The sequence below is a fragment of the Brucella haematophila genome, from assembly GCF_005938105.1.
Lineage (GTDB): Bacteria > Pseudomonadota > Alphaproteobacteria > Rhizobiales > Rhizobiaceae > Brucella > Brucella haematophila.
In genome coordinates this window covers 331124-354209 of record NZ_VCPE01000004.1, presented here as the reverse complement: position 1 = coordinate 354209, position 23086 = coordinate 331124, and the positions used below count along the sequence as shown (strand labels likewise).

Genomic DNA, 23086 nt, shown 5'->3' with positions numbered 1-23086 from the left:
GCATGGTCGATCGGTCAGGCGGGGCGGGCTTCCACCTCCACCGTCACATGCGACAAATCGTGGATCGCTGCAAGCTTCTTGCGGTAATAGGACGGCGCCTTCGGGCTTGCCGTAACAATCGAAACGATGGCGCCGTGATGTCCCGGCCCAAGCTGCCAGACATGCAGGTCGGCAATCTCGCCGCCTTCCTTCGCAATGATTTCACTGATCTCTTCGGGCAGATCCTCGCCTTCTGGAATATAATCGAGAAGCGTCGCGCCCGCATCGCGAACGAGGCCCCAGGACCAGCGCGCAATCACCAATGCGCCGACAATGCCCATGGCCGGGTCGAGCCATAGCCAGCCGTAAAGGCTGCCGAGAAGAAGTGCGGCAATTGCCAGTACCGAGGTCAGCGCGTCGGCCAGCACGTGGACATAAGCGGCGCGCAGGTTCTGGTCGTGACCCTTTTCATGGTCATGCGCGTGTTCATGTCCGTGGTGGTGATGCGCGTGATCGTCCTTCAGCAACCATGCGCAGACGAGATTGACCGCGAGACCGACGCAGGCGACCAGAATGGCTTCATGGAAATCGATGCTCACCGGAGCACTGAAGCGTTGGAAGCTCTCCCAGCCGATGAGCAGTGCGATCAGGGCCAGAACGATGGCGCTGGCAAAGCCTGCCAGATCGCCGAGCTTGCCGGTGCCGAAGGTGAAACGTGGATTGTTGGCATGCTTGCGGGCATAGAGATAGGCCAGCGCTGCAATGAGCATCGCCGCCGCATGGGTGGACATGTGCCAGCCATCGGCAACCAGCGCCATGGATCCGTAAAGGTTTCCCGCAACAATCTCGATCACCATCATCGTGGCGGTAATGGCGATCACGATCCACGTGCGCCGCTCGTTGCGCTGGTGGTTATCACCCAGAAACACATGCTCGTGCCGCGCTTCAAGCTGGCGCCCGTGCGAATGAGGGTGAGGGTGCTCATGTGAATGAAAATGATCGCCGTGCGGATGATGCGTGCTCATGTTGCCGCCTCCTAATAAAATAGGGGGGTATACTATTTTTAGCATCGCGACAAGCGGCAGAATCGCAGGCGGCAAGCGGCGGCGCTTAATCTCGATCAGTTCGCGAAGCTTTGTGGCACACGAGAAAACGCCGAAAATCTTCCCCTTTGGAGGTAGGCTCTACGCCTGTTTACCGAGGATTTCGTCCGTTTTGCCGGAATATTCAGCGGAGAATGATCAGCTAAGATCAGAACCGTAGTCTTGGGGCAAAGCGATCGAAACGACGAATTTCCACGCAATGGCAAGCGTCGTTTCGGGTTTTCAATCTGTGCATCGTGCTTTGCAAAACTCCACACTGGTTTTCAGGCCGATGTCCAACCGTATTTCCGGCAAAAGCGCGCGGCGCTGCATGCGGGCGATGCGTCGTAACAGACAGATGGAGCGGAGGGATTTATGTCGACAGAACAACAAAACAGGCATTCACCACGCAACCGAGCGCGACGCCATTTTTTGGGCGTGGCGGGAGCTGCCGCCGCAAGGGCGGCCGCGATTGGCGCTCTGGCGTCATCTCTCACGACGCCAGCCCGTGCCTTGGGGGCCAAATGGTGGGAGGATGGAGGCAGTGGCGGTGATGGCGGCGGCACCAACTGCCTGCTGAAAGGGACGCTGGTTGAAACCATGAGCGGACCGGTTGCCGTGGAAAACCTCGCCGTTGGCGACCTTGTCGTGACCGCTGATTGCAAGGTCGTGCCGGTCAAATGGGTCGGCTGGCAACGCTACAGAAAGGGCGGCGCAGAATGGGGCGAAGACGTGATGCCGATCCGCATCGCCAGCCACGCGCTGGATCGCATGACACCGCGTCGCGATCTTTATCTTTCGCCCAATCATGCGCTTTTCATCGACGGCGTTTTGATCCGCGCCAAGGATCTCGTCAACGGACGTTCCATTAACCGCGTGGCGATGGATCAATCCATCGATTACTACAATGTTATGCTCGACAGCCATGAAGCGATATTCGCCGAAGGGGCTGCGGTTGAAACCTATCTGCTGCGTGGCGACAGCTATAAGAGCTTCATGAATTTTGCCGAGTATCAGCAGCTCTACGCAGACGAGCCAAACATCGTGATGCAGCCCTTCGCGCCGATCATGGGCTATGAGGGCGGACGCGAACATATGCGCGCATTGTTGTGTCTCAGCGGCATGTTGCCGATGCGTGATGTGGTGGAAGAAACCTATCAGCGTCTGGCTTTGAGGGCCGGGGAGCGCGCGGCTTAGAGCGCTTTAACGCACATCTTTCCCGAAAACCGTTTTACACTTTTCGGGATGTGCTCTTAGGGGAGCGGCCTGCAAGAATGCAGGTCGAAGAAAGGCGAGGCGCCTATTGGCGCCTCGCCTCCATCTATACGCGATCCATCAGCGCGTACCATGACAGCGCGAGGAAGAGGAGCGGCGCGCGGAATGTACGCCCGCCGGGGAAAGATGGAATGCGCAGTTCTTCAAACAGTTTGAGCTTCTCGCGCTTGCCGGAAATGCTGTCCGCATAAAGCTTACCCATGAAATTCGCCAGCATCACGCCATGGCCGGAAAAACCGCCTGCCGAAATGACGCCCGGCATCACTTCACGGACAAAAGGCTGGCGCGGCATGGTTATGCCGACCGAACCGCCCCAGGCATGGGTAATCTCGACATTGCCAAGCGCGGGATAGATTTCCGCGATCTGGCGACGGATATGCGTGCTGATCTCACGCGGATTATCTGCCGTATAGGCTTCGCGACCGCCAAACAACAGCCGTCCATCTTTTGAGCGGCGGAAATAGCGGACCACAAAGCGGGAATCGTCGATCGACTCGCCACCCGGTATGACCGGGCTGTCATCGCCAAGCGGCACCGTCGCGCCGATAAAAGAGCGGATCGGCATGACATGCGATGCGCTGATCGGCTCCAGCGTGCCACCATAGGCATTGACGGCGATGAAGGCGTTTTTCGCGACAATCGTGCCGCGTGTCGTCGCGACTTCCACGCGCCCGCTGGCCGTGTTGATCCCGGTTGCCTTGGTATTCTCATAGAGCTTCGCGCCCGCCGCTTTTGCCGCCTTGGCGGTGCCGATGAGCAGCTTCAGCGGGTGTATGTGGCCGGTTCCGGCATCGTAGACGCCGCCATGATAGCGGCTGGACCCCAGCAAGGCCGCCGTTTCATCGCGCCCGATAAAACGCAAATGCGGATAGTTGAAGCGGCTCTGCATCAGCTCCGCGTGGCGCTCATATTGCTTGAGATAGCGCGGCTTGTGCACGACGGAGATTTGCCCGGGCACATAGTCCATGTCGATCTGGTGCTCGCTCGCGAAGGCCAGCAGATAGGCTTTCGCCTCTTCAGCAACGTCGAACAGGGCCTTGGCGCGCTCATAGCCATATTCGGCTTCGAGGTCTTCCGCCCATGTGCGCTGGCCGGTGCCGAACTGGCCGCCATTGCGCCCCGATGCGCCGTCGCCGAAGCGCTCGGCCTCGATCAGAACCACATCCGCGCCCTGTTTCGCCAGATGGTAGGCTGCGGATAGTCCCGTATAGCCGCCGCCGATGATGACGACATCGGCCTGCCGCGAACCGTCAAGCTCTGGATATTCAGGCCGCTCCGGCACACTCGCTTCGTACCATGAAAGGCCGGGGGAGATTGGGGACTGGTAGGGCATCGGCGATTCCGCGTGCTTTAAGGGAGTAAGGGAATAAGGGAGTAGGGGAGTATGTTAGCCGTCCGATAGCTTGCGAATGAGAAGTCTAAGCAGTTTTCCGACACTCTCACTCTTCGCCATTATCGGGTCGATAGTATCCTGTTTGATAAAGCCCAATCTTTCAGCAATCAGTATGTGGGTTTCCACTTCTTTCAACGAACCTTGCGCGATACGCAAAAACTGCTGATAGGCGCCACGTGTATCCCGCCCGTAACCTTCCGCTATATTCGCCGGAACTGATACTGCAGCGCGACGCACCTGACTTGTCAGTCCATAGATCTCTTCTTTCGGCCATATCTCCGTAGATTTATAGACTGCCGTTACCAGCTCCATTGCTTGCTGCCATGCAAGAATATCGCGATACGAATTGATTGTCATATATATGCCCCCGCATATTTCCTACTCCCCTACTGCCCTACTCCCCTAACCTACACATTGAGCAACAGGAACTCGCGTTCCCACGGGCTGATGACTTCCATGAAGGTTTCGAACTCGGCGCGCTTGATGGCGGCATAGGTCGTGACGAAGGAACTGCCGATCAGGTTGCGCAGTTCGTCGTCCCTTTCGAACAATTCCACGGCATCGATCAGGCCGCGCGGCAGTTCGACTTCCTTGGTGTTGACGCTGGTGGTGGCGGGCTGTTCCGCGTCAATCTTGTTGACGAGGCCGATCAGACCGCAGGCAAGCGAAGCCGCCAGCGCCAGATAGGGATTGGCGTCGGAGGAGGGGATGCGGTTTTCCACGCGGCGCGCATTGGGGTCGGAGCGTGGCACGCGGAAGGCGGTGGTGCGGTTGTCGTAGCCCCATTTGACGTTGACGGGCGCGGAGGCATCCGGCGTCAGGCGACGATAGGAATTCACATAGGGCGCAAACATTACCAGAGCATTCGGCACATGGCGCTGCATGCCGCCGATGAAGTGGCGGAAGGCCTCGCTCTCGCTGCCATCCTCATTGGTGAAAATGTTGCGGCCCGTCTTCTTGTCGATGATCGACTGGTGGATATGCATCGCCGAACCCGGCTGGCCCTGAATGGGCTTGGCCATGAAGGTGGCATACATGTCATGTTTGAGCGCCGCCTCGCGGATCGTGCGCTTGAACAGGAAAACCTGATCGGCCAATTCGACAGGATCGCCATGGCGCAGGTTGATTTCCAGCTGACCGGCGCCTTCTTCGTGGATCAGCGTGTCGATCTCCAGACCCTGACCTTCGGAGAAATGGTAGATGTCATCGATGAGTTCATCGAACTCGTTGACGCCCGCAATCGAATAGCCCTGTCCGCCGCCGATGGCGCGGCCCGAACGGCCAACCGGCGGGGTCAGCGGATAATCCGGGTCGGGGTTCTTGCGCACCAGATAGAATTCGATTTCCGGCGCTACGACCGGCTTCAGGCCACGCTTGTTGTAAGCAGCAACGACATTGCGCAGCACATTGCGCGGCGTGAATTCAACAGCGCGTCCGTCCTGATAGACCAGATCGCAGATCACCTGCGCCGTCGGGTCGCTTTCCCAAGGAACAGCCGACAGAGTGGAAAGGTCGGGCAAAAGTCTCAGATCGCCATCGTCTTCCGGATAATGGAAGCCGTAGCCGTCTTCCGGATAGTCGCCGGAAATCGTCGTCATGAAGACAGCGGATGGCAGTGCCAGCGATGTGTTGGACGTGAATTTTTTGGACGGCATCATTTTGCCGCGCGCAACCCCCGCTTGATCGGGGGTGATGCATTCGATGTCTTCGATATCCCGCCAGGCTAGCCATTCGGTTGCCTGCTTCCAGTTCTTCACCCCACGCAGGGATTTGACATAGGCAGGCGTACGGCGACGCGGCGCACGCGTAACCTTCTTTTCCGTCGTATCAGCAGACATCCATCACCAGAAAATGATTTCGATATGTGCATGATAGCTGCGTCGGCTGTGGTTGACAAATGGGGCCAGCAGGCTTTTTTGGGAGCCCAAAAACTGTCGCAGTTTGGGCGGTGTAGTGCTGCTTTCAAAGGCCGAACCGTGCCTTCAAACTGCGAAAATGCGCCTTAAGCTCATCTGCGAGCAGGGTGTCCAGTTCACGAAGGTGACTGAGCGCCTGCAAGCCGACCTGCTTGATCTGTTCCATTGTCAGGCCGCTCGCCTTCAGTGCGGCGAGGCCTTTCAGCAAGGCGCCGATTCTTTCACCCGCTAGATTGCCGGCAGCATTGGCGATCCAGCTGAACAAGCCGCCTTCCGCATTTTTGGCCATGACGTCATTGGCGTTGGCCAGTTCTTCCGCGCCTGGAATTTTGTCGAAAAGGCGTGTCGCCAGATCCGGTCTTTCGTGTTGAACGACGGAAAACATGATCCCTGCAACGCGTTCGGCGACCGCAGAGTCGATGCCGGTCTGCGAAGCGATACTATCAATGAAAGACTGAACCGACATTTTATCCTGCGTGATCATGGTTGTGTTGAATACACAAGATGATCGGGATCAGTGCAGCATTCTACGGGCAGAAAATACAGGATCGTGATGGTCTTCCTGCTCGCTATTGGCTGGCAGAAGGGTGTATAGGCTGTTTATTCCCGCTTTATTTGCGGCTCGCTTTGCTTCTGGACTGAAATACTATGATTGTTCGCCCGCGCCCGCCCTTGTGGCAGCTCTTCTTCATCGTCAAAGGCTCCATTGTGCTGCGCATACTGCCGCAGATATGCGCAGTGTTTTTGCTGTCGATGCTTGTGGTCGCCGGGCATCATGTCTTTCCGGGTTGGGTGCCCGCATTCAACAATGGTACACCCTTCGCCTTGCTGGGCATTGCGCTGTCGATCTTTCTCGGTTTTCGCAACAATGCCTGCTACGACCGCTGGTGGGAAGCGCGCAAAATCTGGGGCAAGCTGGTCTATACGACACGCAATCTCGCGCGTCAGACGATGTTTCTGGATGTGGTGCCCGGCGCAGAAGGCGCGCGCGCCCGGTTGCTGCATTATGGCATAGGTTTTTCTCAGGCGATGGTTGTCCATCTTCGTCCGGGCAATAGCGCCGTAAAGCGGGATAAATGGCTGTCGGCGGATGAACATGCCGCCATGGCCGCAAGCCGCAACGGACCCGATTTCATCCTGCGCAAGCTTGGCGGCGTGCTGGCCGATCTGCGGGCGAAAGGCGATATCCAGCCGATTGATTTCCAGACGCTCGACAACTCCGTCAGCGCGCTGGCAGAGATACAGGCGGCGTGCGAGCGGTTGCGGTTCACCCCTGTGCCCTTCGGCTATACGCTGCTTTTGCACCGAACGGCATATCTGTTCTGTTTCTTCATCCCGTTCGGCTTTGCCGACATGCTGGGCTGGGGCACGCCTTTTGCGACGACGCTGGTGGCCTATACATTCTTCGGCCTTGATGCGCTGGGCGATGAACTGGAAGAGCCTTTCGGTGTTCTGCCAAACGATCTGCCGATAGAGGCAATTGCCGATACGATCGAAATCAACCTGCGGGAAGCCCTGGGGGAGGCCAATTTGCCGGACCTCCCGCAGCCTGTCGATTATCTGCTGATGTGAGAAGCTTGGGCTGATGCCCAAGCTTCCATCATTGGGTTCTTACTTAAATGGACACCACTTGCCGAAAGGCGTTACGATGCAAATAAAGCTATTGTCCGGGCCGTTCGCAGATAGCTGGCTTTGAACATCGTGAATGGGATTTGCATAAGACTGACCAGCAGAAGCAGCCATGGTAGCAAGTGCAAGAGTGGTATATACTAAATACTTCTTCATAATATAAATCCTAATATTAATTTTAAAAGTAAATATGCATCGATGCATTTACAGATAAGCACGATAATATTCGATCTATATAGCCCAATATCGAATTATTTTTTTGTAAGATATTTTACATTCATGAGAATCTATTAAAATTGGTGTGTCTTTCCAGAAGAATATGCTGGCAATCAGAAGCCGGCTGGGCGCGGATTTCAGCGTCGTACAGCACAAGCAGTGAATCCAGTGAAGAACATCTGCGGGAGGGTTGTCGTGGGAAATACAAGCGCCGCCCGCAGTCGGAGGCTTGCACATGGCGGGAGGGCGAGTGACTGATTTGGTTCTGTCTTGCTTCATCATCACGGCAAAATGCGTGGAGCGCATAGTTCCCGATCAATGACGCAGATTGGAAGTTTCAAATCGATAGTGTCTGAGGCTGATATTCGTTGATCTCTGAGAGCGCCTGCATTGGCGTTTTGAACAACAGAATATTCTGAGCCGAATATCAGAGGGATAAGCACTGTAGCGATAAATATGAGGAGGAAATTCATGTGACTATCCTTGTGTTTAGAAGGTCTCTACGCCGATGAAACAGAAAAACCCCATCTAAGGGGCTTTTCCGGTAGTCGATGGTTATGATTTCCAGCACTCGGGGTCGAAGAATCCCTTCTTATAAAAGCACTCGATGTCGTCGACGAGGCCGCGTGTCGCTTGGTCTTTATACACCGTTGTAGAAGTTTCCTGAGCCATTGAATGATTTGCGGAAATAATTATTGCGCTTGATATAATATACAGAAAGAGCAAATAGTTCCTCATTGTCTTCTCCGTTTCAAACGTTTTACATTTTTATTAAAAACATGGATTAATATATACTTCGATATCCAATGTTGAATTAAATTTATACTCACAATTATGAAATTTTTGCAAAATACAGAAATTTATGAAACCGGCACGCAGTGCGTCGAACTGATAAAAAAATCCCCGGCTGGAGGGGCAGCCGGGGACGGAGTGAAGGTGAGAAAGGCATTGGTGGTCTGGCCGGTCAGTGGCTTTTGAAAACAATGACCGGGATAGGCTTTCTGCCGTCGCCACCGGCAAGATCAAAAAGCATGGTGGCGACGGCGATAGTCAGGATCGTCATCATTTGTCGTGGGTGACGATAACCGGGATCAGAAGATCGCCCCAGTTGCCGTCGCCATTCCCGTGTTGCCGAAGGCACACAAAATGAATGAACATGGTGGCGACGGCAATTGTCAGGGTCGTGATCATTTGTCGTGGGTGACGATGACTGGGATCAGAAGATCACCCCAGTTGCCGTCGCCACCATGATGCCGGGCGGAGCGGACCAGTTCCACCGAAACGCCTGCCTCGACCGCCTTCATGACGGTGTAGTTGAGGCGATGCAGATCGTTGGCGAGCATACGGATAACGGTCTGCTGATCCGTGGACATGCTCGACGATTGTTCTTCTGCTCTTTCCTTGACGCGTGCTGGCGAATTCATGGAACTGTTCCTCCTGTTTGATTACTGACTGCTACTCGGCAGCCGGTCTGAACTGTGCTGTTTCAGTCGATTCCTTCATGGCGGTGGTCGAAGACTGACCGCCGGTGATTGCGAGCGATACGGCATCGAAATAGCCGGTGCCGACTTCGCGCTGATGCTTGGTCGCGGTGTAGCCATTGGCTTCGGCTGCAAATTCCGCCTGTTGCAGTTCGGAATAGGCCGCCATCTGCCGGTCCTTGTAGCCGCGTGCCAGTTCGAACATGCCGAAGTTGAGCTGGTGGAAACCGGCCAGCGTGATGAACTGGAACTTGTAGCCCATCGCGCCCAGCTCACGCTGGAACTTGGCAATCGTGGCGTCGTCGAGGTTCTTCTTCCAGTTGAACGACGGCGAGCAGTTATAGGCGAGCTTCTTGCCCGGATGCGCCTTGTGCACAGCTTCCGCGAAGCGGCGAGCCTGTTCGAGATCGGGCTTGGATGTTTCCATCCAGATCAGATCGCAATAAGGCGCATAGGCAATCGCGCGGGCGATACATGGCTCGATGCCGTTCTTCACCTGATAGAAGCCTTCCGCCGTGCGGCCTGCGTCGTAATCGACAAAGGGCTGATCGCGCTCGTCGATGTCCGAAGTCAGAAGCTTGGCGGCTTCCGCATCCGTGCGGGCGATGACCAGCGTGGCCGTTCCCATCACGTCTGCCGCCAGGCGCGCCGCGTTGAGGTTGCGGATATGCGCTGCCGTCGGGATCAGAACCTTGCCGCCAAGGTGGCCGCACTTCTTTTCCGAAGCGAGCTGGTCTTCATAATGCACGCCTGCCGCACCGGCCTCGATGAAGGCTTTCATGATCTCGAAAGCGTTGAGCGGTCCGCCAAAGCCTGCTTCAGCATCGGCAACGATCGGTGCAAACCAGGTGTCGACCGAAAGTCCCTTGCCTTCGGCGGTTTCAATCTGGTCGGCGCGCTGCAAGGTCTTGTTGATGCGCTTGGCCAGTTCGGGAGCCGCATTGGCCGGATAAAGCGACTGGTCTGGATACATGGCCGATGCCGTATTGGCATCCGCTGCAACCTGCCAGCCGGAGAGGTAGATCGCCTTCAGTCCGGCGCGAACCATCTGCATGGCCTGATTGCCGGAAAGCGCGCCCAGCGCATTGACGAAATCTTCTTCATGGATCAGCTTCCAGAGGCGGTTTGCGCCCATTTCAGCCAGCGAATACTTGATCTCCACCGAACCGCGCAGCCTTTTTACATCTTCGGCCGTATGCGCACGTTCGATACCGTCGAAACGACCCTTGGGTGCCGAAGGAATAAGGCTGTAAAAATCTGTCATTTCGGTGTCTCCTCACACTTATCACTGGTTCACGAAGAGCGGTTAGTCGCTGCTCTTTCTGTGACTGAATTTACATTCGCATTGGATGGGTGGCTAGAAAAAGCGCCAAAAGCGCCAGAGAATTGAAGTTAAGCTGTCGGATATTTGACGAAGGCACTCTGTAAATTTGTAAAGATTGTCAAAGTCTGACTTTGCAGCTATTTTGTCATGAATTGTAAAAATCACCATTGCGGGTTTGGGAGGACAGAGTTGAGCGAACGCAAGATTTTTGCCGGGCCGCGCATCAGGCGCATTCGCAACGAGCGGTCCCTGACGCAGACGGCCATGGCCGAGGCGCTTGGCATTTCGCCGTCCTATCTCAATCTGATTGAGCGCAACCAGCGGCCCTTGACGGTGCAGTTGTTGTTGCGGCTCGCCAGTGTTTACAAGCTCGACCTCGATAGTTTGCAGGCCGAAAGTGGCGCGACGATCACCGGATTGAAGGAAGTGTTTTCCGATCCGCTTTTGACCGGCGAGTTGCCGGGCGATCAGGAACTGGTCGAAATCGGCGAGGCGGCCCCCAACGCCGCCGTCGGAATCATGAAGCTCTACCGGGCCTATCGCGAGCAGCAGCAGCGCCTGTCTGATCTGTCGCAATTGCTGTCGCATGAGGGAAGTGCGGCGCAGCTTTCCGCCACACGGCTGCCGCTGGATGAAGTGCGCGATGTGATGGCGCGACGTCCCAATCACTATCCGCGTATCGAAGAAGAAGCAGAGAGCTTTTTCGCGCTGTTGAAACCGGATGGCGATCTGTCGGCAGCCTTGAAGGAATGGCTGCGGCGCGAGCATGGTATCACGGTGCGCACATTGCCGGTCGCGACCATGCCCAACTGGCGCAGGCGCTATGATCGCCATTCGCAGCGCCTGTTCATTTCGGAACGTCTATCGCCCTTTGATCAGTTGCAGGAGATCGCCATGGAAGCGGCGCTCATCCGCATGCAGGTGGTGATCGGCGCGGAGACGGAAGGGCTGAAACTATCGTCCGGTGAAGCAAAGCGTATCGCCCGGTTCGAGCTGGCGCGCTATGCCGCGCAGGCGTTGATGATGCCCTATCGCCAGTTTCGTGATGCCGCGGTGCGGATGCGCTATGATGTCGATGCGCTGCGCTCGCGGTTCGGGGTCTCGTTCCAGCAGGCGGCGAGCCGTCTCACCACCTTGCAGCGGCAGGGGGCGAGTGCTCTGCCGTTCTTTGTGATGGAAATCGACCATGCCGGTAACCGGTTGCGCGTCGCAGGTGCCGAGGGCTTTCCGACACGGTTTGGCGGGCAGTGCCCGAAGCTGCCGGTCTATGCGGCTTTCGCGCAGGCAGGCCAGGTGCTGGTCGAACCAACGGAACTGCCGGACGGCACCGCATTTCTGACCGTCGCGCGCACTTTGGAAGGGCCGCAAGGCGCATTCAACGAGCGCCCGCGCCGCACTGCTATCCTGCTTGGCTGCGCGCTGGAGGCGGGGGAAGAGACCGTTTACGGCGCTGCCATCGCAAAGGCAGGCAATACAGAGATTGGCCCGGCTTGTCGTCTGTGCGAACGGCAAGGCTGCGTCACCCGCGCCGAACCGCCTTTGACCCGCCCGTTGGGACTGGACGAGATGGTGGCGGGGCTTTCTGCCTTCGATTTCCAATAGTGGCGCGAGGGGGCGCGATATTTCGGTTGTGATGGCCTGCAAATGGCGTGGTTTTTCGCTTCCGGTGCTCACGTATGCTCCTTTTACGCAAGTCTTATCCGAAAAGTCTGCAACTTTTCGGGACTTTGCTTGAAGTACATTCCGCTCCGGTTCTCAAACCCCACCATTTTCGGCTCAACACAGCCGAAATCTCATCGCCCCTCCAGCGGCGCTCAGGTTGCAATTTTTTATGTTCGTGATCGACGCAGGCGGTTGACGAAACCGGTGCAATCTAAAAAAGTGCAATCAAGGAATAGTATATCCAACCTGTACCTGCACCGGAAATGAGCGTGTAGAATGGAGCAAATAATGGGGATCAAATCCTTCCTTCTGGCCACCACCGTCGTGACGAGCGTTGTTGCCGCCGCCACATTCTCCGCCAGCGCACAGGAGCGGGTGGTCAATATCTACAACTGGTCGGATTATATCGACGACTCCATCCTGAAGGATTTCACCAAGGAAACCGGCATCAAGGTCGTCTATGACGTCTATGATTCCAACGAAATCCTCGAAACCAAGCTTCTGGCCGGTGGCAGCGGCTACGATCTCGTTGTTCCGTCGGGCGAATTTCTCGGCCGCCAGATTCCCGCTGGCGTGTTCCTGAAGCTCGACAAGGACAAGCTGCCGAACCTCAAGAATATGTGGGACGAGATTTCGAGCCGCGCCGCAACCTACGATCCGGTCAACGAATACTCGGTCAATTATATGTGGGGTACGACGGGCATTGGCTACAACAAGGCCAAGATCAAGGAAGCGCTCGGCACCGACACCATCGATTCGTGGGACGTGCTGTTCGACCCGGAAAAGTCGGCAAAGCTGAAGGATTGCGGCATCTATCTTCTGGATTCTGCCAGCGAAATGCTGCGTCCGGCTTTGAACTATCTCGGCCTTGATCCAAATTCTCCGTCGCCGGACGACTTGCAGAAGGCGCAGGATCTCTATCTCAAGATCCGCCCGAATATTCGCAAGTTCCACTCGTCGGAATATATCAATGCACTCGCCAATGGCGATATCTGCATGGCCATCGGCTATTCGGGTGACATTTTCCAGGCACGTGATCGCGCCGAAAAGGCCAATCAGGGCGTCGAGATCGGCTATTCGATCCCGAAGGAAGGCGCTTTGATGTGGTTCGACCAGATGGCAATCCCGGCTGATGCCAAGCATGTGCCGGAAGCACTGGAATTCATGAATTATATCATGCGTCCGGAAGTGGCAGCCAAGGCTTCGGACTATGTGTTCTATGCCAATGGCAACAAGGCTTCGCAGGAATTCATCAACAAGGACATCCTTAATGATCCGGCGATCTACCCGACCGCAGACGTTATGAAGAAGCTGTTCGTGCCGACGCCTTACGACACCAAGACCCAGCGCGTGGTGACCCGTGCCTGGACCAAGATCGTCACAGGCCAGTAATAATCGAACGCTATGCCGGGGTTTGACCCGCATATGACATTGTGAAGAGCGGCTCACTGTTGGACAGAGGGCCGCTCTACGTCTTGTAAATGCTGCATAATCATCGAAAGCAGTCTCGTTTTGAGACGAACTTTTGGTTCCGGGTAGATCGGATAGGGGAACGGTATGGAATCTTTTGGCAGCTTTCGCCGCAAATTTGCGCCTTGGAATGACGCGGCGGCCAAGCCCTACATTTCTTTCGAGAATGTGACGAAAATCTTCGGCGATTTCACTGCTGTCGATGATCTGTCGCTGAATGTTTTCAACCGCGAGTTCTTTGCTCTGCTCGGCGCCTCCGGCTGTGGCAAGACCACGCTGATGCGCATGTTGGCAGGCTTCGAGGAGCCGACATCGGGCCGTATCACGCTGGACGGTCAGGATATGCGCGGCATTCCGCCCTATAAGCGCCCGGTCAATATGATGTTCCAGTCCTATGCGCTGTTTCCGCATATGACGGTTGAGAGCAATATCGCCTTCGGCCTCAAGCAGGACGGTATGGCGAAATCGGAAATCGATGCGCGCGTTGCGGAAATGCTCAAGCTCGTGAAGCTGGAGCAATATGGCAAGCGCAAGCCGCATCAGTTGTCTGGCGGCCAGCGTCAGCGCGTGGCGCTTGCCCGCTCCGTCGCCAAGCGCCCCAAAGTGCTGCTGCTGGACGAACCACTTGGCGCGCTCGACAAGAAGCTGCGCGAAGAAACCCAGTTCGAACTGATGGATTTGCAGGTCAAGCTCGGCATGACCTTCATGGTCGTGACCCACGATCAGGAAGAAGCCATGACCATGTCAGACCGTATTGCGGTCATGGACAAGGGCCGCATCAAGCAGGTGGCGACGCCGGCGGAAGTCTATGAAGCGCCGCGCTCCAAATTCGTGGCCGACTTCATCGGCAATGTGAATATTATCGAAGGCGAAGTGGTGAAGTCCGCTAACGGCGAGGCGGAAATCGCCACCGAAAAATTCGGCTTCCATATCCAGACCGAAACGCGTGAACAGCTCAATCCCGGCCAGAAGGTCTGGTATGCGGTGCGGCCGGAAAAGACCCGCATTTCGCGCACCAAGCCGGAAGAAGCTTCAGTCAACGCGGTGGAAGGCGAGTTGTGGGATATCGCCTATTTCGGCGATATGACGGTTTTCCACGTGCGCCTCGACAATGGCCGTACCATCAAGGCTGCCAGCCTCAACGCGGTGCGCAAGACCGAAAATCCGCTGACCTATGACGAGCGCGTCTGGGTTTCCTTCGATACCGACGCCGGTCTGGTGCTCACAGCGTGAGGATTGCCCCATGCAGAAGCTGATTGCTTCCATCGCCAGCCGCCTCGTCATTGCGATACCCTATTTCTGGCTGCTGGTATTTTTCCTCGTCCCGTTCTTCATCGTCTTCAAGATTTCCCTGTCGGAAGTCGCGATGGCGATCCCGGCCTATATGCCGACATTCGATCTGGCCCAGGGCTTCGCGTCCAATTGGGAGAAGATCAAGCAGCTGTCGTTCGCCAATTATCTCTGGCTGCTGGATGATCCGCTTTATTACAAGGCCTATCTGTCGAGCGTCCGCATCGCAGCCATTTCGACCGTCCTGACGCTGCTGGTGGCCTATCCGATGGCTTATGGCATTGCGCGCGCGCCGACGACAATCCGCCCGACGCTGCTGATGCTGGTGATCCTGCCGTTCTGGACCTCGTTCCTGATCCGCGTCTATGCGTGGATCGGTATTCTGAAGCCGGAAGGGCTGCTGAACCAGTTTCTGATGTGGCTCAATGTCATTGATACGCCGCTCAATATTCTGAACACCGATACGGCGGTCTTCATCGGTATCGTCTATTCCTATCTGCCTTTCATGGTGCTGCCGATCTATTCGTCGCTTGAAAAGATGGACTATTCGCTGATCGAAGCGGCACAGGATCTGGGCTGCACGCCGTTTGCCGCATTCTGGAAAATCACGTTTCCGCTGTCGCTCGCCGGTGTGCTGGCAGGCTGCTTCCTGGTCTTCATCCCTGCTGTCGGTGAATTCGTGATCCCCGATCTTCTCGGCGGATCGCAGACATTGATGATCGGCAAGACGATCTGGAGCGAGTTCTTCTCCAACCGCGACTGGCCGGTATCGTCCGCTGTTGCGGTGGTGTTGCTGATCCTGCTGATCGTGCCGATTGTGATCTTCCAGCAGGTGCAGGCGCGCGCGCAGGAAAAGGGGAAATAAGCGATGAACAACAACTGGTCCCGTTTCAATATCGCATCGGTGGTTGTCGGCTTCGCCTTCCTCTATCTGCCCATCGTGCTGCTGGTCATCTATTCGTTCAATGAATCCCGGCTGGTGACGGTCTGGGCGGGGTTTTCGACCAAATGGTACGTTGAGCTGTTCCGCAATCAGGCGCTGATGGATGCGGCATGGGTGACGATCCGCGTCGCCTTCCTGTCGGCCACCATTGCAACCGTTCTTGGTACGCTCGCGGCGCTGGCTCTGACGCGCTATACCCGCTTTCGCGGGCGCATCCTGTTTTCGGGCATGGTCTATGCGCCGCTGGTCATGCCGGATGTCATCACCGGCCTGTCGCTTCTGCTGCTTTTCGTGGCGATGAATTTCGACCGTGGTTTCTGGACGGTCACGCTGGCGCATATCACATTTGCAATGTGTTTCGTGGCGGTCGTGGTGCAGTCGCGTCTGGTGAGTTTCGACCGCTCGCTGGAGGAAGCGGCGATGGATCTCGGCGCGCCGCCGGTCACCACCTTCATGAAGATCACATTGCCGGTGATTTTGCCTGCCGTGGTTTCCGGCTGGATGCTGGCCTTCACCCTGTCGCTCGACGATCTGGTGATCGCGAGCTTCACCTCCGGGCCGGGCGCCACAACGCTGCCGATGAAAATCTACAGCCAGGTGCGCCTTGGCGTCACGCCGGAAATCAACGCGGTCTGTACCATTCTGATCGCGCTGGTGACCACAGGCGTTATCATCGCATCCATCGTCAACAAGCGCCGTGAAGTGCAGCGTCGCCGCGATGAGCAGGCAGCATTCCGCATGGGTTAGAGCGGTTCCGGTCAAAACGGAATCTTGGAACCGCTCTATCTATTTGTTTTGACGCATTATCCGACGCATCGAAGCAGGATCAGAAATCAGTCCAGTGGACTGATTTCCCTGCGTAGACGCTTCGCACTTTTGCTGGAAATGCTTGGCTTTGATTGGGGGCTTTACTGCCCCAATCCGGTTGTCGATGGCGAGATGAATGGCCGATCCCACGAGCCGCCGACAAAGAAATGCAATGACGGTTTGGCAGGCGTCGCATTCTCTGTGGGCGCTGGTGCTGGCTGGCCTTCCGCTCCGGCCTGTGGCTGCTGCGGCTCTGGCGTTCCAGTCTGGCTGTTGGGGAAGATGACCTCGCCGCTCAGCGCAAGACTGCGATCCACGAAAGGCACGATGCCAGCAAGATTGAGCGTTCCGTCCGAAGTGTCGAGGCGTGCGCTTTCCAGCGATGCCACGCCTTCGGAAAGATTGGCCTTGAGGTCGAGCCGGTTGAAAGCCAGCGCAACATTGTCTTTGCGCTCCAGCGCGAAGAAGCGCTCGCTCTGCGCCTTGGCCAGAAAATCCTGAACGGCAAAGCCTTGCATCTGGCCGTTGTTCAATTGCACCGACACGTTGCCCTGTGCGCTTGAAAGCAGGCCGGACCAGCGATTGACCGGGCCTTTCATGAACAACGAGACATTGCCCTTGCCGCTGATAAACGGCTTGTCGAAACCAAGCGCCGTCAGGAACTGCGTGCTCTCGATATCGCTCGCGTTGAAACGCAGCTCACCCGTGGCGCTCTTGAGATCGCGGACGATCTGTACATTGGCCTGCAAGGTGCCGTTGAACCCCTTGGCGTCGCCAATATCGAAAATCGCGCGACCGCCGCGGATCTGGATCGCGGCTGCAACGCCCGTCAGCGTGACGGGGCCTGCCGTAGCGTTCTGGGCGGAAAGGCGGAGATCGAACTCCGAGCGGTCGAAGAAGCTCGTGTCGATGGCGTCCGTATTGCCGCGATCATTCGGCGCGCGTGCGGTTGTATCCGGCAGGGGCACAAAAGCTGCGAACAGGCTGCGAAGGTCCAGCTTGTCGAAGGCAAGCGTGCCGGTCACGGCGGGTTGTTCCTGTTCAAGGCCGATTTCAATCACGCCCTTGGCAGGGCTGTCGCCAGCGTTCATCTCGACATCGGCAAATTTCCAGCGCTTCGGCGTGGCGGTGATGGTGGAATCGAGCGAGAACGCGCCGACCTGCGAACTGCCCGCGATGGGCGGCAGGCTCAGCCAGCGCACTGCACCGCTCAAGGACGGCGTCTTCGCGCTCAGATCGCCTTCAAAGAACCGGTCTTCCGAAATATTGGCCTTGCCCTGAAAATTCACGCTCAGTGGATTGGCGGTAAAGCTTGCCGTCACATCCGAGGTGCCGCCTGCCAGAAGCGGCAGGGCCTGTGCCGCCGTGATGCTGAACTGCGAGGCTTCATTGCGCCACTTGCCGCTGCCGCGCAGCGTCGCCGCGCTCGACGTCTGGGGCCATTCCAGCGTCATGTTCACATTGGTCAGCTGTTCATCCTTGGCAGGGGTGCCGCCGTTCCCGCCGCCATGTTCAGGACGCGGAAAAGATACCGTTCCATCGCGCACCACCACACGCCCGAAAGGCTGCGATGCCTGTTCGGCTGCCTGCGTGTTGTTGTTTGTGCCGCGTTGCTGCAAGGCGCGCTGCGCACGAATTGCGGTGCCGAGACGGCCGTTGGAATTGGCAATGGCGTCGAGCAGCGCAGGGAAATTGGAAACCGGCCCGTCGAGATTGACATGCGGGCGCACGATCTGCGTTTCCGAGAAGGAAATATGCCCCATGATCGCATCAAGCGGCGACAGTTCAACATCAATACGGGCGGCACTCATGAAGGGCTTCTGACCCTGTTCAGTCATCTTGCTCAAGGTGACGCCGTTCAGCGAGGCGCGCAGCACGGGGAAGACTTTCAGGCGAGGGGCTTCGCGCAGTTCGACGCTATAGCCGGTCCAGGCGCTGATTTCCTGCGCCACACGCACGCGGATCGCATCGGTCGAGACGATGAAAGGCACCACGGCCAGCAAAGTCGCTGCAGCCGCGGCGCAAAGAATGACGAGCGCGATGACAAGGCGTGCGAACTTAGGCCAGCGCATCAACCATCCGATCCCTAATCCCTTTTATTCTCGTTTAAACGAGCAGCGCCACAAAGCAAAGCCGCCTTCGCAGATTCGGTTTAGAACGGTTCTGCCTTGAAGGGAATCGCTCAAATTGTTTTCGCGCAGTTCCTGACGCAAAACCGTGTCACAAATTTGCTGGCAACGCTCTATGGTTAATCAATTACTGTCTGAAATTTAACCCTGATTTTACAGTCGCTACGAATGTGTAAATTCTGAACGATGAAATTAAGGTCGCATTAACTGGCATTATGCGAGAAAGCGTTAACACAACGGGTGATGATCGAGCCGCCGTTTCCGGCATCCTCTTGCAAGTTGCTTTTGTGTCTTTGTCTCTGAGATTCTCGTAGCGCCGGCTTTGCCCGGCGCTTTTTTTTGGAAATCAGGATGGAGCTGATCAGTCAGCCAGAACTCGTGTCGGCGGGAAAAGAATTTCCACAACAGTACCGCGACCGGGCGTCGAGTCGATTGCGAACTGGGCGCGGTTGGCTTCGACCATTGCCTTGGTGAGCGGCAATCCGAGGCCGGTGCCTTCATTGCGCCAGTCGCGAGCCTGTTCACTCGAGCGGCGCTGCGAGGCATTGACCTGACGGAACGGTTTTAGCGCCTGCTCGACTTCCGACTTGGTCATGCCGATGCCCGTATCGCGCACCCGCATCGCCACGTCGCCATTCATCTCATAGCTGGTCGAGACGATGACCTGACCGCCGGGCGCGGTAAACCGCACGGCATTGGACAGAAGGTTGAGCGCCACCTGCTTGATCGAACGCGCATCCGCGACGATGTCCGGTAGATTGGACTGGAAGCTGGAGCGGATGATGATGCGCTCGCGATTTGCCTGCGGCTGCATCAGTGCAATGGCCTCGGCAATTGCGTCATTCAGCGACACCGCTTCAAACTGCATTTCCAGCGCGCCAGCTTCGATCTTGGAAATATCCAGCAGGTCGTTGACGAGCGCCAGCACATGATTGCCGGAGCGGTTGATATCCCGCAGATAATCGCGATAGCGATCATTGCCGATTGGGCCGAATTTCTCGTCGGCCATCAGTTCGGAAAAGCCGATAATGGCATTCAGCGGCGTGCGGATTTCATGGCTGATGCGCGCCAGAAAATCGGTTTTCTGGTTGGAGGCGCGTTCGGCCTCCTTGCGCGCATTGGTCAGTTCTTCTTCCGTGCGCTTCCACTGCGTGATGTCGCGCAGCACGGCGCAGAAACCACGCTTCTGCGGCAGCTTGCCGATGGTCATGAAGAGCGGGATGAAGCCGCCCTTGGCTTCACGACCGATCACCTCGCGTCCATCATTGAGCACGCTCAGCACGCCATTGCCGGACAGTCCGCTCAGATAATCCATTGCCGCACGCTGGCTTTCGATGGCGAACAGCATGGAGAAGAACTTGCCTTCCGTCTCGTCACGGTCATAGCCGAAGAGAGCGGATGCAGAATGGTTCATCGAGCGGATGCGCCCTTCCGGGTCGATCAGCACGACACCATCGGTGGCCGTGTCGAGGATGGTTTTCAGCTCATCCACATGGGCTTCCAGCGCCTGCTTTTCCTCGTCATCCGCGACCGATTGCGGCACGGCTGTTTGAACAGGTGCAGCTGCAACCGGGGCTTCGGCAACGGGCATGAGGCTCAGCAACAAGGCGCGACCGCCTTGCCATGCAATTGCATTCAGATGCGCGTCGACCGGCTGTTCGCTGCCATCGGCGTGGCGCAACACCATGCCCTGACGCGGCGCATTGTCATCGCTTTCGCTGTTGAACAGCGCTTCAACGCCGCCCGCATGGCGAATGTCTTCAATCGCATCATAGCCGGTGAGGTCGAGCAGCGCCTGATTAACATAATGCACTTCGTCGCCGGAATGGATGATCACCGGAACTGGCAGATTGGCCAGCAGCGCCGTCTCGTCGATAGCAGCCGGTTCATGAGTGGTGTCTTCGGCAAGGCTTTCGACCTGCCGCTCTTCGCGGTGCGAAACCGTGGACTGCTCAACGGGAATTTCCGCAATCGGAGCAGCAGGTTCGATAACCGGCGCTATCGGGGCTGCTTCTGCGGTGACTTCTTCCGGCGTAATGACAGGCGTGTCCGCCGGAACGTTGGAAGCCGTCTCAGCCTGCGAGCTGGAAAGACCCTGCTTGCGCAGACGGTCGGCAATTTCGCGGAACGCATTGCGCTCGGTCTTGGTCAGCCCGCCTTCCGGACGCTGTTCGCGCTCTCTGACTTTCAGGAGCTTCGCCTGATCGGATGCGACCTTTTCTTGCGCAGCCGCATTCAGAAGGTTGATCACCTTGTCTGAATCGCGACGTCCGGCTGTGGGCGCGATGTTGAGTGGCGGCTTCGGCAGCGTATCGCCGGGATGGTCGTCATTGGCGATCTCTTCGGTCAGCGCCAGCACATCGTCGTCAGAAACATCGCTGTGGACTGCTTCGTGAGCTTCCGGCTTGCGCTTTTGCGGAATGCCGCCCGCCAGAGCGAGGCCGATTTCTTCAGGATCTTCCACTGCTTCGTCAGGGCGCACCAGACCAAAGCCGCGGAAGCCGATGAACGCGCGATCGCGGGAATAAACCGGCAGAGCGGCCAGTTCCACCGGCACGCGCAGATTGGTGCCTTCGACCGGCCACATCAGGCGCTTGCCCGACCATGTGTCGCGCTTGCTGAGCAGCGATGCAATGCTGCCATCGTGATCGAAGCCGAACACATTGGCGACATCGCTGAAACGGCGTCCCGTTACATCAGCCGAATTAGGGCCAACGGTAATGCCGAACTCCGGCGAAATCTCGCTGAACACTCCGTCGGCGCTGGTCTTCCAGATGAACCGGGCAGGCGGCGCATCGCGGTCGAACTGGAAGCCTTGCGGCTTTTGCGTTTCCGTTGCGGGCTCGCTGACGGTTTCAGCCACTGGCGCAGCAACTGGCTCGTCCTGAACGGTCGGTGCCTGTTCAGGGAGCATTTCTTCAAGAATTTCTTCCGCGCCTTCTGGCGGCTGGACAGTGTTTTGCTCGTGCGCCTGAACCGATGGTGCCTCTGTTGCGACCTGCGCCGGGGCTTCGGCGACGATGCACAGAAGATGCAGCGCGGGTGCATCAATCAGCCGGGCAATGGCGCCCGGAACAGACTGGCGGCCTGCACGGATGCGGCGCTTGACGATACGGTCAGGCGTATCAGCGGCTTCGACAACCAGATCTTCAAGCGTTGCAGCAGAAATATCGAGCGCGGCGAAACGCTTGCTTGCCGCTATGACCTTGCAGTCGGCATCGATCAACGCGACATGCGTGTCGTCATCGCTGAGACCCGCGATGATATCTTCGGCGTTGCTCGATGCGCCGCTGGTGGTGATCGCAAGACCGGGCACGCCATCGGGCAGAACAATGTGGGAAATCCAAAGGCGCGTCAGTTCCGAACGCAGGCCGCCGCCAAGGCGCACGGACACTGCGCGGGGTTCTGCACTGTTGTCATCGCTGGCGGCTGCGATTTGACGGCGCGCGGCGACAGGCAGATCGATTGCACTGCCGATCATATCCTCGATACGGTCGAAGCCGAACAGTCTGGCTCCGGCGCCGTTCACCCAAAGCACAGCCGACAGATCGCGTGTCAGCACGATCTGCGCATCGCCTTTGGCAAAGCCTTCGCGGATAGCGTCCAGCGCGGCAATATCGATGAATGGGTATGATCCAGACATACCGGTCCTTATCTGTTCTTTCGACCGCCCCGTCGTAGCCATTAACCGCCTGTTAATAAGCTCACTGAGGCCGCGGGTCCATATTTCCATACGGTATGAGCCCGACTTTCTGTTTCATTAGTTAATGCCGGAATGGCAATTTTACAGGTTGTGCCCGATATTTCGGTTGTTCACAGCCAGCCACCTGCAATGGTTACCAGTCTCTGTAGAATATGGGTGGAATTCGACATTGAATCCGACAATTGGGAATTTCTCAAAAAAGAGCGCTATAATCGCTTGCAATATGGATCGATTCTCCGTATGTGACCCCCTGTCGGCGGCGCTGAGGCGCTAACACCGGCAAAGGTACGCGGTCGTAGCTCAGTTGGTTAGAGCGCAGGATTGTGGCTCCTGAGGTCGTTGGTTCAACTCCAACCGACCGTACCATTTCTCTCCCAGGCCATTTCACTAACACGTTGAGTTTACTGCCGGATTGGACAATCTCGCCGTGAAGCCGTTGTCGCTTGCGGCAAATTTGGCTAGATATGCGGCTTTGAAGGTTGTTTGCAAGGACGTTGCAATGATTGGATGCTTGCCGCCGCTCATCCTGCTGATTTTAGGGGCTGGCATTGGTGCGCTGATCGGTGGCAGCACGGATGCTGTTTATGGCGGGCTCGTCGGCCTCGTCATTGGGCTTGTCGGGATGGTTGTTCTTGTCTGGATATTGATGAAAGCTCGTAATCGGTAGGCTGTTTTACGCATCCGCTGCGTGCGTCCGATGACCCGGTTTTGGTTAAACTTTCCTAAGATCAAAAAACATCGGCCAGAGCCGGGCTCTGGCCGATGTTTTGCATAATGGCGATAGCTT

At 56.9% G+C, this 23086-nt stretch carries 18 protein-coding genes and 1 tRNA gene; 9 read left to right on the top strand and 10 right to left on the bottom strand.

Translation table 11 applies throughout. The annotated features are described in order from the left end of the window. Nucleotides 1–14 precede the first annotated feature (14 nt). A complete protein-coding gene (dmeF, locus tag FGI60_RS09160) occupies nucleotides 15–1004 on the bottom strand; it encodes a CDF family Co(II)/Ni(II) efflux transporter DmeF (RefSeq protein ID WP_138784919.1) in 990 nt (329 codons plus the stop codon). 432 nt (nucleotides 1005–1436) lie between these two features. On the opposite strand from dmeF, the gene FGI60_RS09155 reads away from it, so the two are divergent. Then, nucleotides 1437–2258, top strand: coding sequence for a Hint domain-containing protein (locus FGI60_RS09155; RefSeq protein ID WP_138784918.1), 822 nt, complete (start codon nucleotides 1437–1439; stop codon nucleotides 2256–2258). A 124-nt stretch (nucleotides 2259–2382) separates the two neighbouring features. Here FGI60_RS09155 and FGI60_RS09150 read toward each other — a convergent pair whose 3' ends face one another. The 4 genes from FGI60_RS09150 to FGI60_RS09135 all read right to left on the bottom strand — a co-directional run bounded on the left by FGI60_RS09150 (nucleotide 2383) and on the right by FGI60_RS09135 (nucleotide 6111). After that, the gene (locus FGI60_RS09150; RefSeq protein WP_138784917.1) at nucleotides 2383–3669 is read right to left on the bottom strand and encodes an NAD(P)/FAD-dependent oxidoreductase; all 1287 of its coding nucleotides are present in this window, start codon (nucleotides 3667–3669) and stop codon (nucleotides 2383–2385) included. A gap of 54 nt (nucleotides 3670–3723) precedes the next feature. Beyond that, nucleotides 3724–4086, bottom strand: a complete 363-nt coding sequence (locus FGI60_RS09145) for a four helix bundle protein (protein WP_138784916.1) — start codon at nucleotides 4084–4086, stop codon at nucleotides 3724–3726. 50 nt (nucleotides 4087–4136) lie between these two features. Continuing rightward, entirely contained in the window at nucleotides 4137–5567 is a 1431-nt protein-coding gene (locus FGI60_RS09140; protein ID WP_138784915.1) for a glutamine synthetase family protein, read from the bottom strand. A gap of 124 nt (nucleotides 5568–5691) precedes the next feature. Beyond that, nucleotides 5692–6111, bottom strand: coding sequence for a DUF2267 domain-containing protein (locus FGI60_RS09135; RefSeq protein WP_138784914.1), 420 nt, complete (start codon nucleotides 6109–6111; stop codon nucleotides 5692–5694). Between the two features lie 182 nt (nucleotides 6112–6293). Here FGI60_RS09135 and FGI60_RS09130 point away from each other — a divergent pair, with 182 nt between their 5' ends. Further along, nucleotides 6294–7217: a bestrophin family protein gene (locus FGI60_RS09130; protein WP_138784913.1), complete on the top strand. Its 924-nt coding sequence runs from the start codon at nucleotides 6294–6296 to the stop codon at nucleotides 7215–7217. 1335 nt (nucleotides 7218–8552) lie between these two features. Here FGI60_RS09130 and FGI60_RS26655 read toward each other — a convergent pair. From FGI60_RS26655 to aceA, 3 genes are read right to left on the bottom strand one after another with little or no spacing between them, the layout of a single operon-like run. Continuing rightward, a complete protein-coding gene (locus FGI60_RS26655) occupies nucleotides 8553–8681 on the bottom strand; it encodes a hypothetical protein (protein WP_268898801.1) in 129 nt (42 codons plus the stop codon). Then, entirely contained in the window at nucleotides 8678–8914 is a 237-nt protein-coding gene (locus FGI60_RS09125) for an SMc00767 family acetate metabolism repressor (protein WP_078339793.1), read from the bottom strand. Before FGI60_RS09125 ends, FGI60_RS26655 begins: the two co-directional genes overlap by 4 nt. A 31-nt stretch (nucleotides 8915–8945) precedes the next feature. After that, complete coding sequence (gene aceA / locus FGI60_RS09120; RefSeq protein ID WP_078339792.1) at nucleotides 8946–10235, bottom strand: isocitrate lyase; 1290 nt, start codon at nucleotides 10233–10235, stop codon at nucleotides 8946–8948. A gap of 249 nt (nucleotides 10236–10484) precedes the next feature. Here aceA and FGI60_RS09115 point away from each other — a divergent pair, with 249 nt between their 5' ends. The 5 genes from FGI60_RS09115 to FGI60_RS09095 all read left to right on the top strand — a co-directional run bounded on the left by FGI60_RS09115 (nucleotide 10485) and on the right by FGI60_RS09095 (nucleotide 16407). Further along, nucleotides 10485–11897, top strand: a complete 1413-nt coding sequence (locus FGI60_RS09115) for a helix-turn-helix domain-containing protein (protein ID WP_113533365.1) — start codon at nucleotides 10485–10487, stop codon at nucleotides 11895–11897. Nucleotides 11898–12245: 348 nt separating this feature from the next. Continuing rightward, a complete protein-coding gene (locus FGI60_RS09110; protein WP_138784912.1) occupies nucleotides 12246–13349 on the top strand; it encodes a polyamine ABC transporter substrate-binding protein in 1104 nt (367 codons plus the stop codon). 165 nt (nucleotides 13350–13514) lie between these two features. Beyond that, nucleotides 13515–14660 carry an ABC transporter ATP-binding protein gene (locus FGI60_RS09105; protein WP_138784911.1) on the top strand — a complete coding sequence of 382 codons (1146 nt, stop codon included), beginning with the start codon at nucleotides 13515–13517 and terminating at the stop codon, nucleotides 14658–14660. Nucleotides 14661–14670: 10 nt separating this feature from the next. Then, nucleotides 14671–15582 carry an ABC transporter permease subunit gene (locus tag FGI60_RS09100; RefSeq protein ID WP_138784910.1) on the top strand — a complete coding sequence of 304 codons (912 nt, stop codon included), beginning with the start codon at nucleotides 14671–14673 and terminating at the stop codon, nucleotides 15580–15582. 3 nt (nucleotides 15583–15585) lie between these two features. Next, nucleotides 15586–16407: an ABC transporter permease gene (locus FGI60_RS09095; RefSeq protein WP_078339788.1), complete on the top strand. Its 822-nt coding sequence runs from the start codon at nucleotides 15586–15588 to the stop codon at nucleotides 16405–16407. Nucleotides 16408–16568: 161 nt separating this feature from the next. Here FGI60_RS09095 and FGI60_RS09090 read toward each other — a convergent pair whose 3' ends face one another. Beyond that, a complete protein-coding gene (locus FGI60_RS09090; RefSeq protein WP_138784909.1) occupies nucleotides 16569–18539 on the bottom strand; it encodes an AsmA family protein in 1971 nt (656 codons plus the stop codon). A gap of 418 nt (nucleotides 18540–18957) precedes the next feature. Beyond that, nucleotides 18958–22239 (bottom strand): cell-division control histidine kinase PdhS, encoded by a 3282-nt coding sequence (gene pdhS, locus FGI60_RS09085; protein WP_138784908.1) that lies wholly within the window; start codon nucleotides 22237–22239, stop codon nucleotides 18958–18960. Between the two features lie 349 nt (nucleotides 22240–22588). Between pdhS and FGI60_RS09080 the strand changes: the two genes are divergently transcribed. Together FGI60_RS09080 and FGI60_RS09075 are read left to right on the top strand one after the other, a co-directional pair. After that, nucleotides 22589–22665, top strand: a tRNA-His gene (locus tag FGI60_RS09080). 46 nt (nucleotides 22666–22711) lie between these two features. Further along, complete coding sequence (locus FGI60_RS09075) at nucleotides 22712–22966, top strand: hypothetical protein (protein WP_138784907.1); 255 nt, start codon at nucleotides 22712–22714, stop codon at nucleotides 22964–22966. The last annotated feature ends 120 nt before the right edge of the window (nucleotides 22967–23086 follow it).

Excerpts from the sequence above, each read along its gene's own strand:
- dmeF (WP_138784919.1), bottom strand. The coding sequence starts at position 1,004 with ATGAGCACGCATCATCCGCACGGCGATCATTTTCATTCACATGAGCAC.
- FGI60_RS09155 (WP_138784918.1), top strand. The coding sequence starts at position 1,437 with ATGTCGACAGAACAACAAAACAGGCATTCACCACGCAACCGAGCGCGA.
- FGI60_RS09150 (WP_138784917.1), bottom strand. The coding sequence starts at position 3,669 with ATGCCCTACCAGTCCCCAATCTCCCCCGGCCTTTCATGGTACGAAGCG.
- FGI60_RS09145 (WP_138784916.1), bottom strand. The coding sequence starts at position 4,086 with ATGACAATCAATTCGTATCGCGATATTCTTGCATGGCAGCAAGCAATG.
- FGI60_RS09140 (WP_138784915.1), bottom strand. The coding sequence starts at position 5,567 with ATGTCTGCTGATACGACGGAAAAGAAGGTTACGCGTGCGCCGCGTCGC.
- FGI60_RS09135 (WP_138784914.1), bottom strand. The coding sequence starts at position 6,111 with ATGTCGGTTCAGTCTTTCATTGATAGTATCGCTTCGCAGACCGGCATC.
- FGI60_RS09130 (WP_138784913.1), top strand. The coding sequence starts at position 6,294 with ATGATTGTTCGCCCGCGCCCGCCCTTGTGGCAGCTCTTCTTCATCGTC.
- FGI60_RS26655 (WP_268898801.1), bottom strand. The coding sequence starts at position 8,681 with ATGATCACGACCCTGACAATTGCCGTCGCCACCATGTTCATTCATTTT.
- FGI60_RS09125 (WP_078339793.1), bottom strand. The coding sequence starts at position 8,914 with ATGAATTCGCCAGCACGCGTCAAGGAAAGAGCAGAAGAACAATCGTCG.
- aceA (WP_078339792.1), bottom strand. The coding sequence starts at position 10,235 with ATGACAGATTTTTACAGCCTTATTCCTTCGGCACCCAAGGGTCGTTTC.
- FGI60_RS09110 (WP_138784912.1), top strand. The coding sequence starts at position 12,246 with ATGGGGATCAAATCCTTCCTTCTGGCCACCACCGTCGTGACGAGCGTT.
- FGI60_RS09105 (WP_138784911.1), top strand. The coding sequence starts at position 13,515 with ATGGAATCTTTTGGCAGCTTTCGCCGCAAATTTGCGCCTTGGAATGAC.
- FGI60_RS09100 (WP_138784910.1), top strand. The coding sequence starts at position 14,671 with ATGCAGAAGCTGATTGCTTCCATCGCCAGCCGCCTCGTCATTGCGATA.
- FGI60_RS09095 (WP_078339788.1), top strand. The coding sequence starts at position 15,586 with ATGAACAACAACTGGTCCCGTTTCAATATCGCATCGGTGGTTGTCGGC.
- FGI60_RS09090 (WP_138784909.1), bottom strand. The coding sequence starts at position 18,539 with ATGCGCTGGCCTAAGTTCGCACGCCTTGTCATCGCGCTCGTCATTCTT.
- pdhS (WP_138784908.1), bottom strand. The coding sequence starts at position 22,239 with ATGTCTGGATCATACCCATTCATCGATATTGCCGCGCTGGACGCTATC.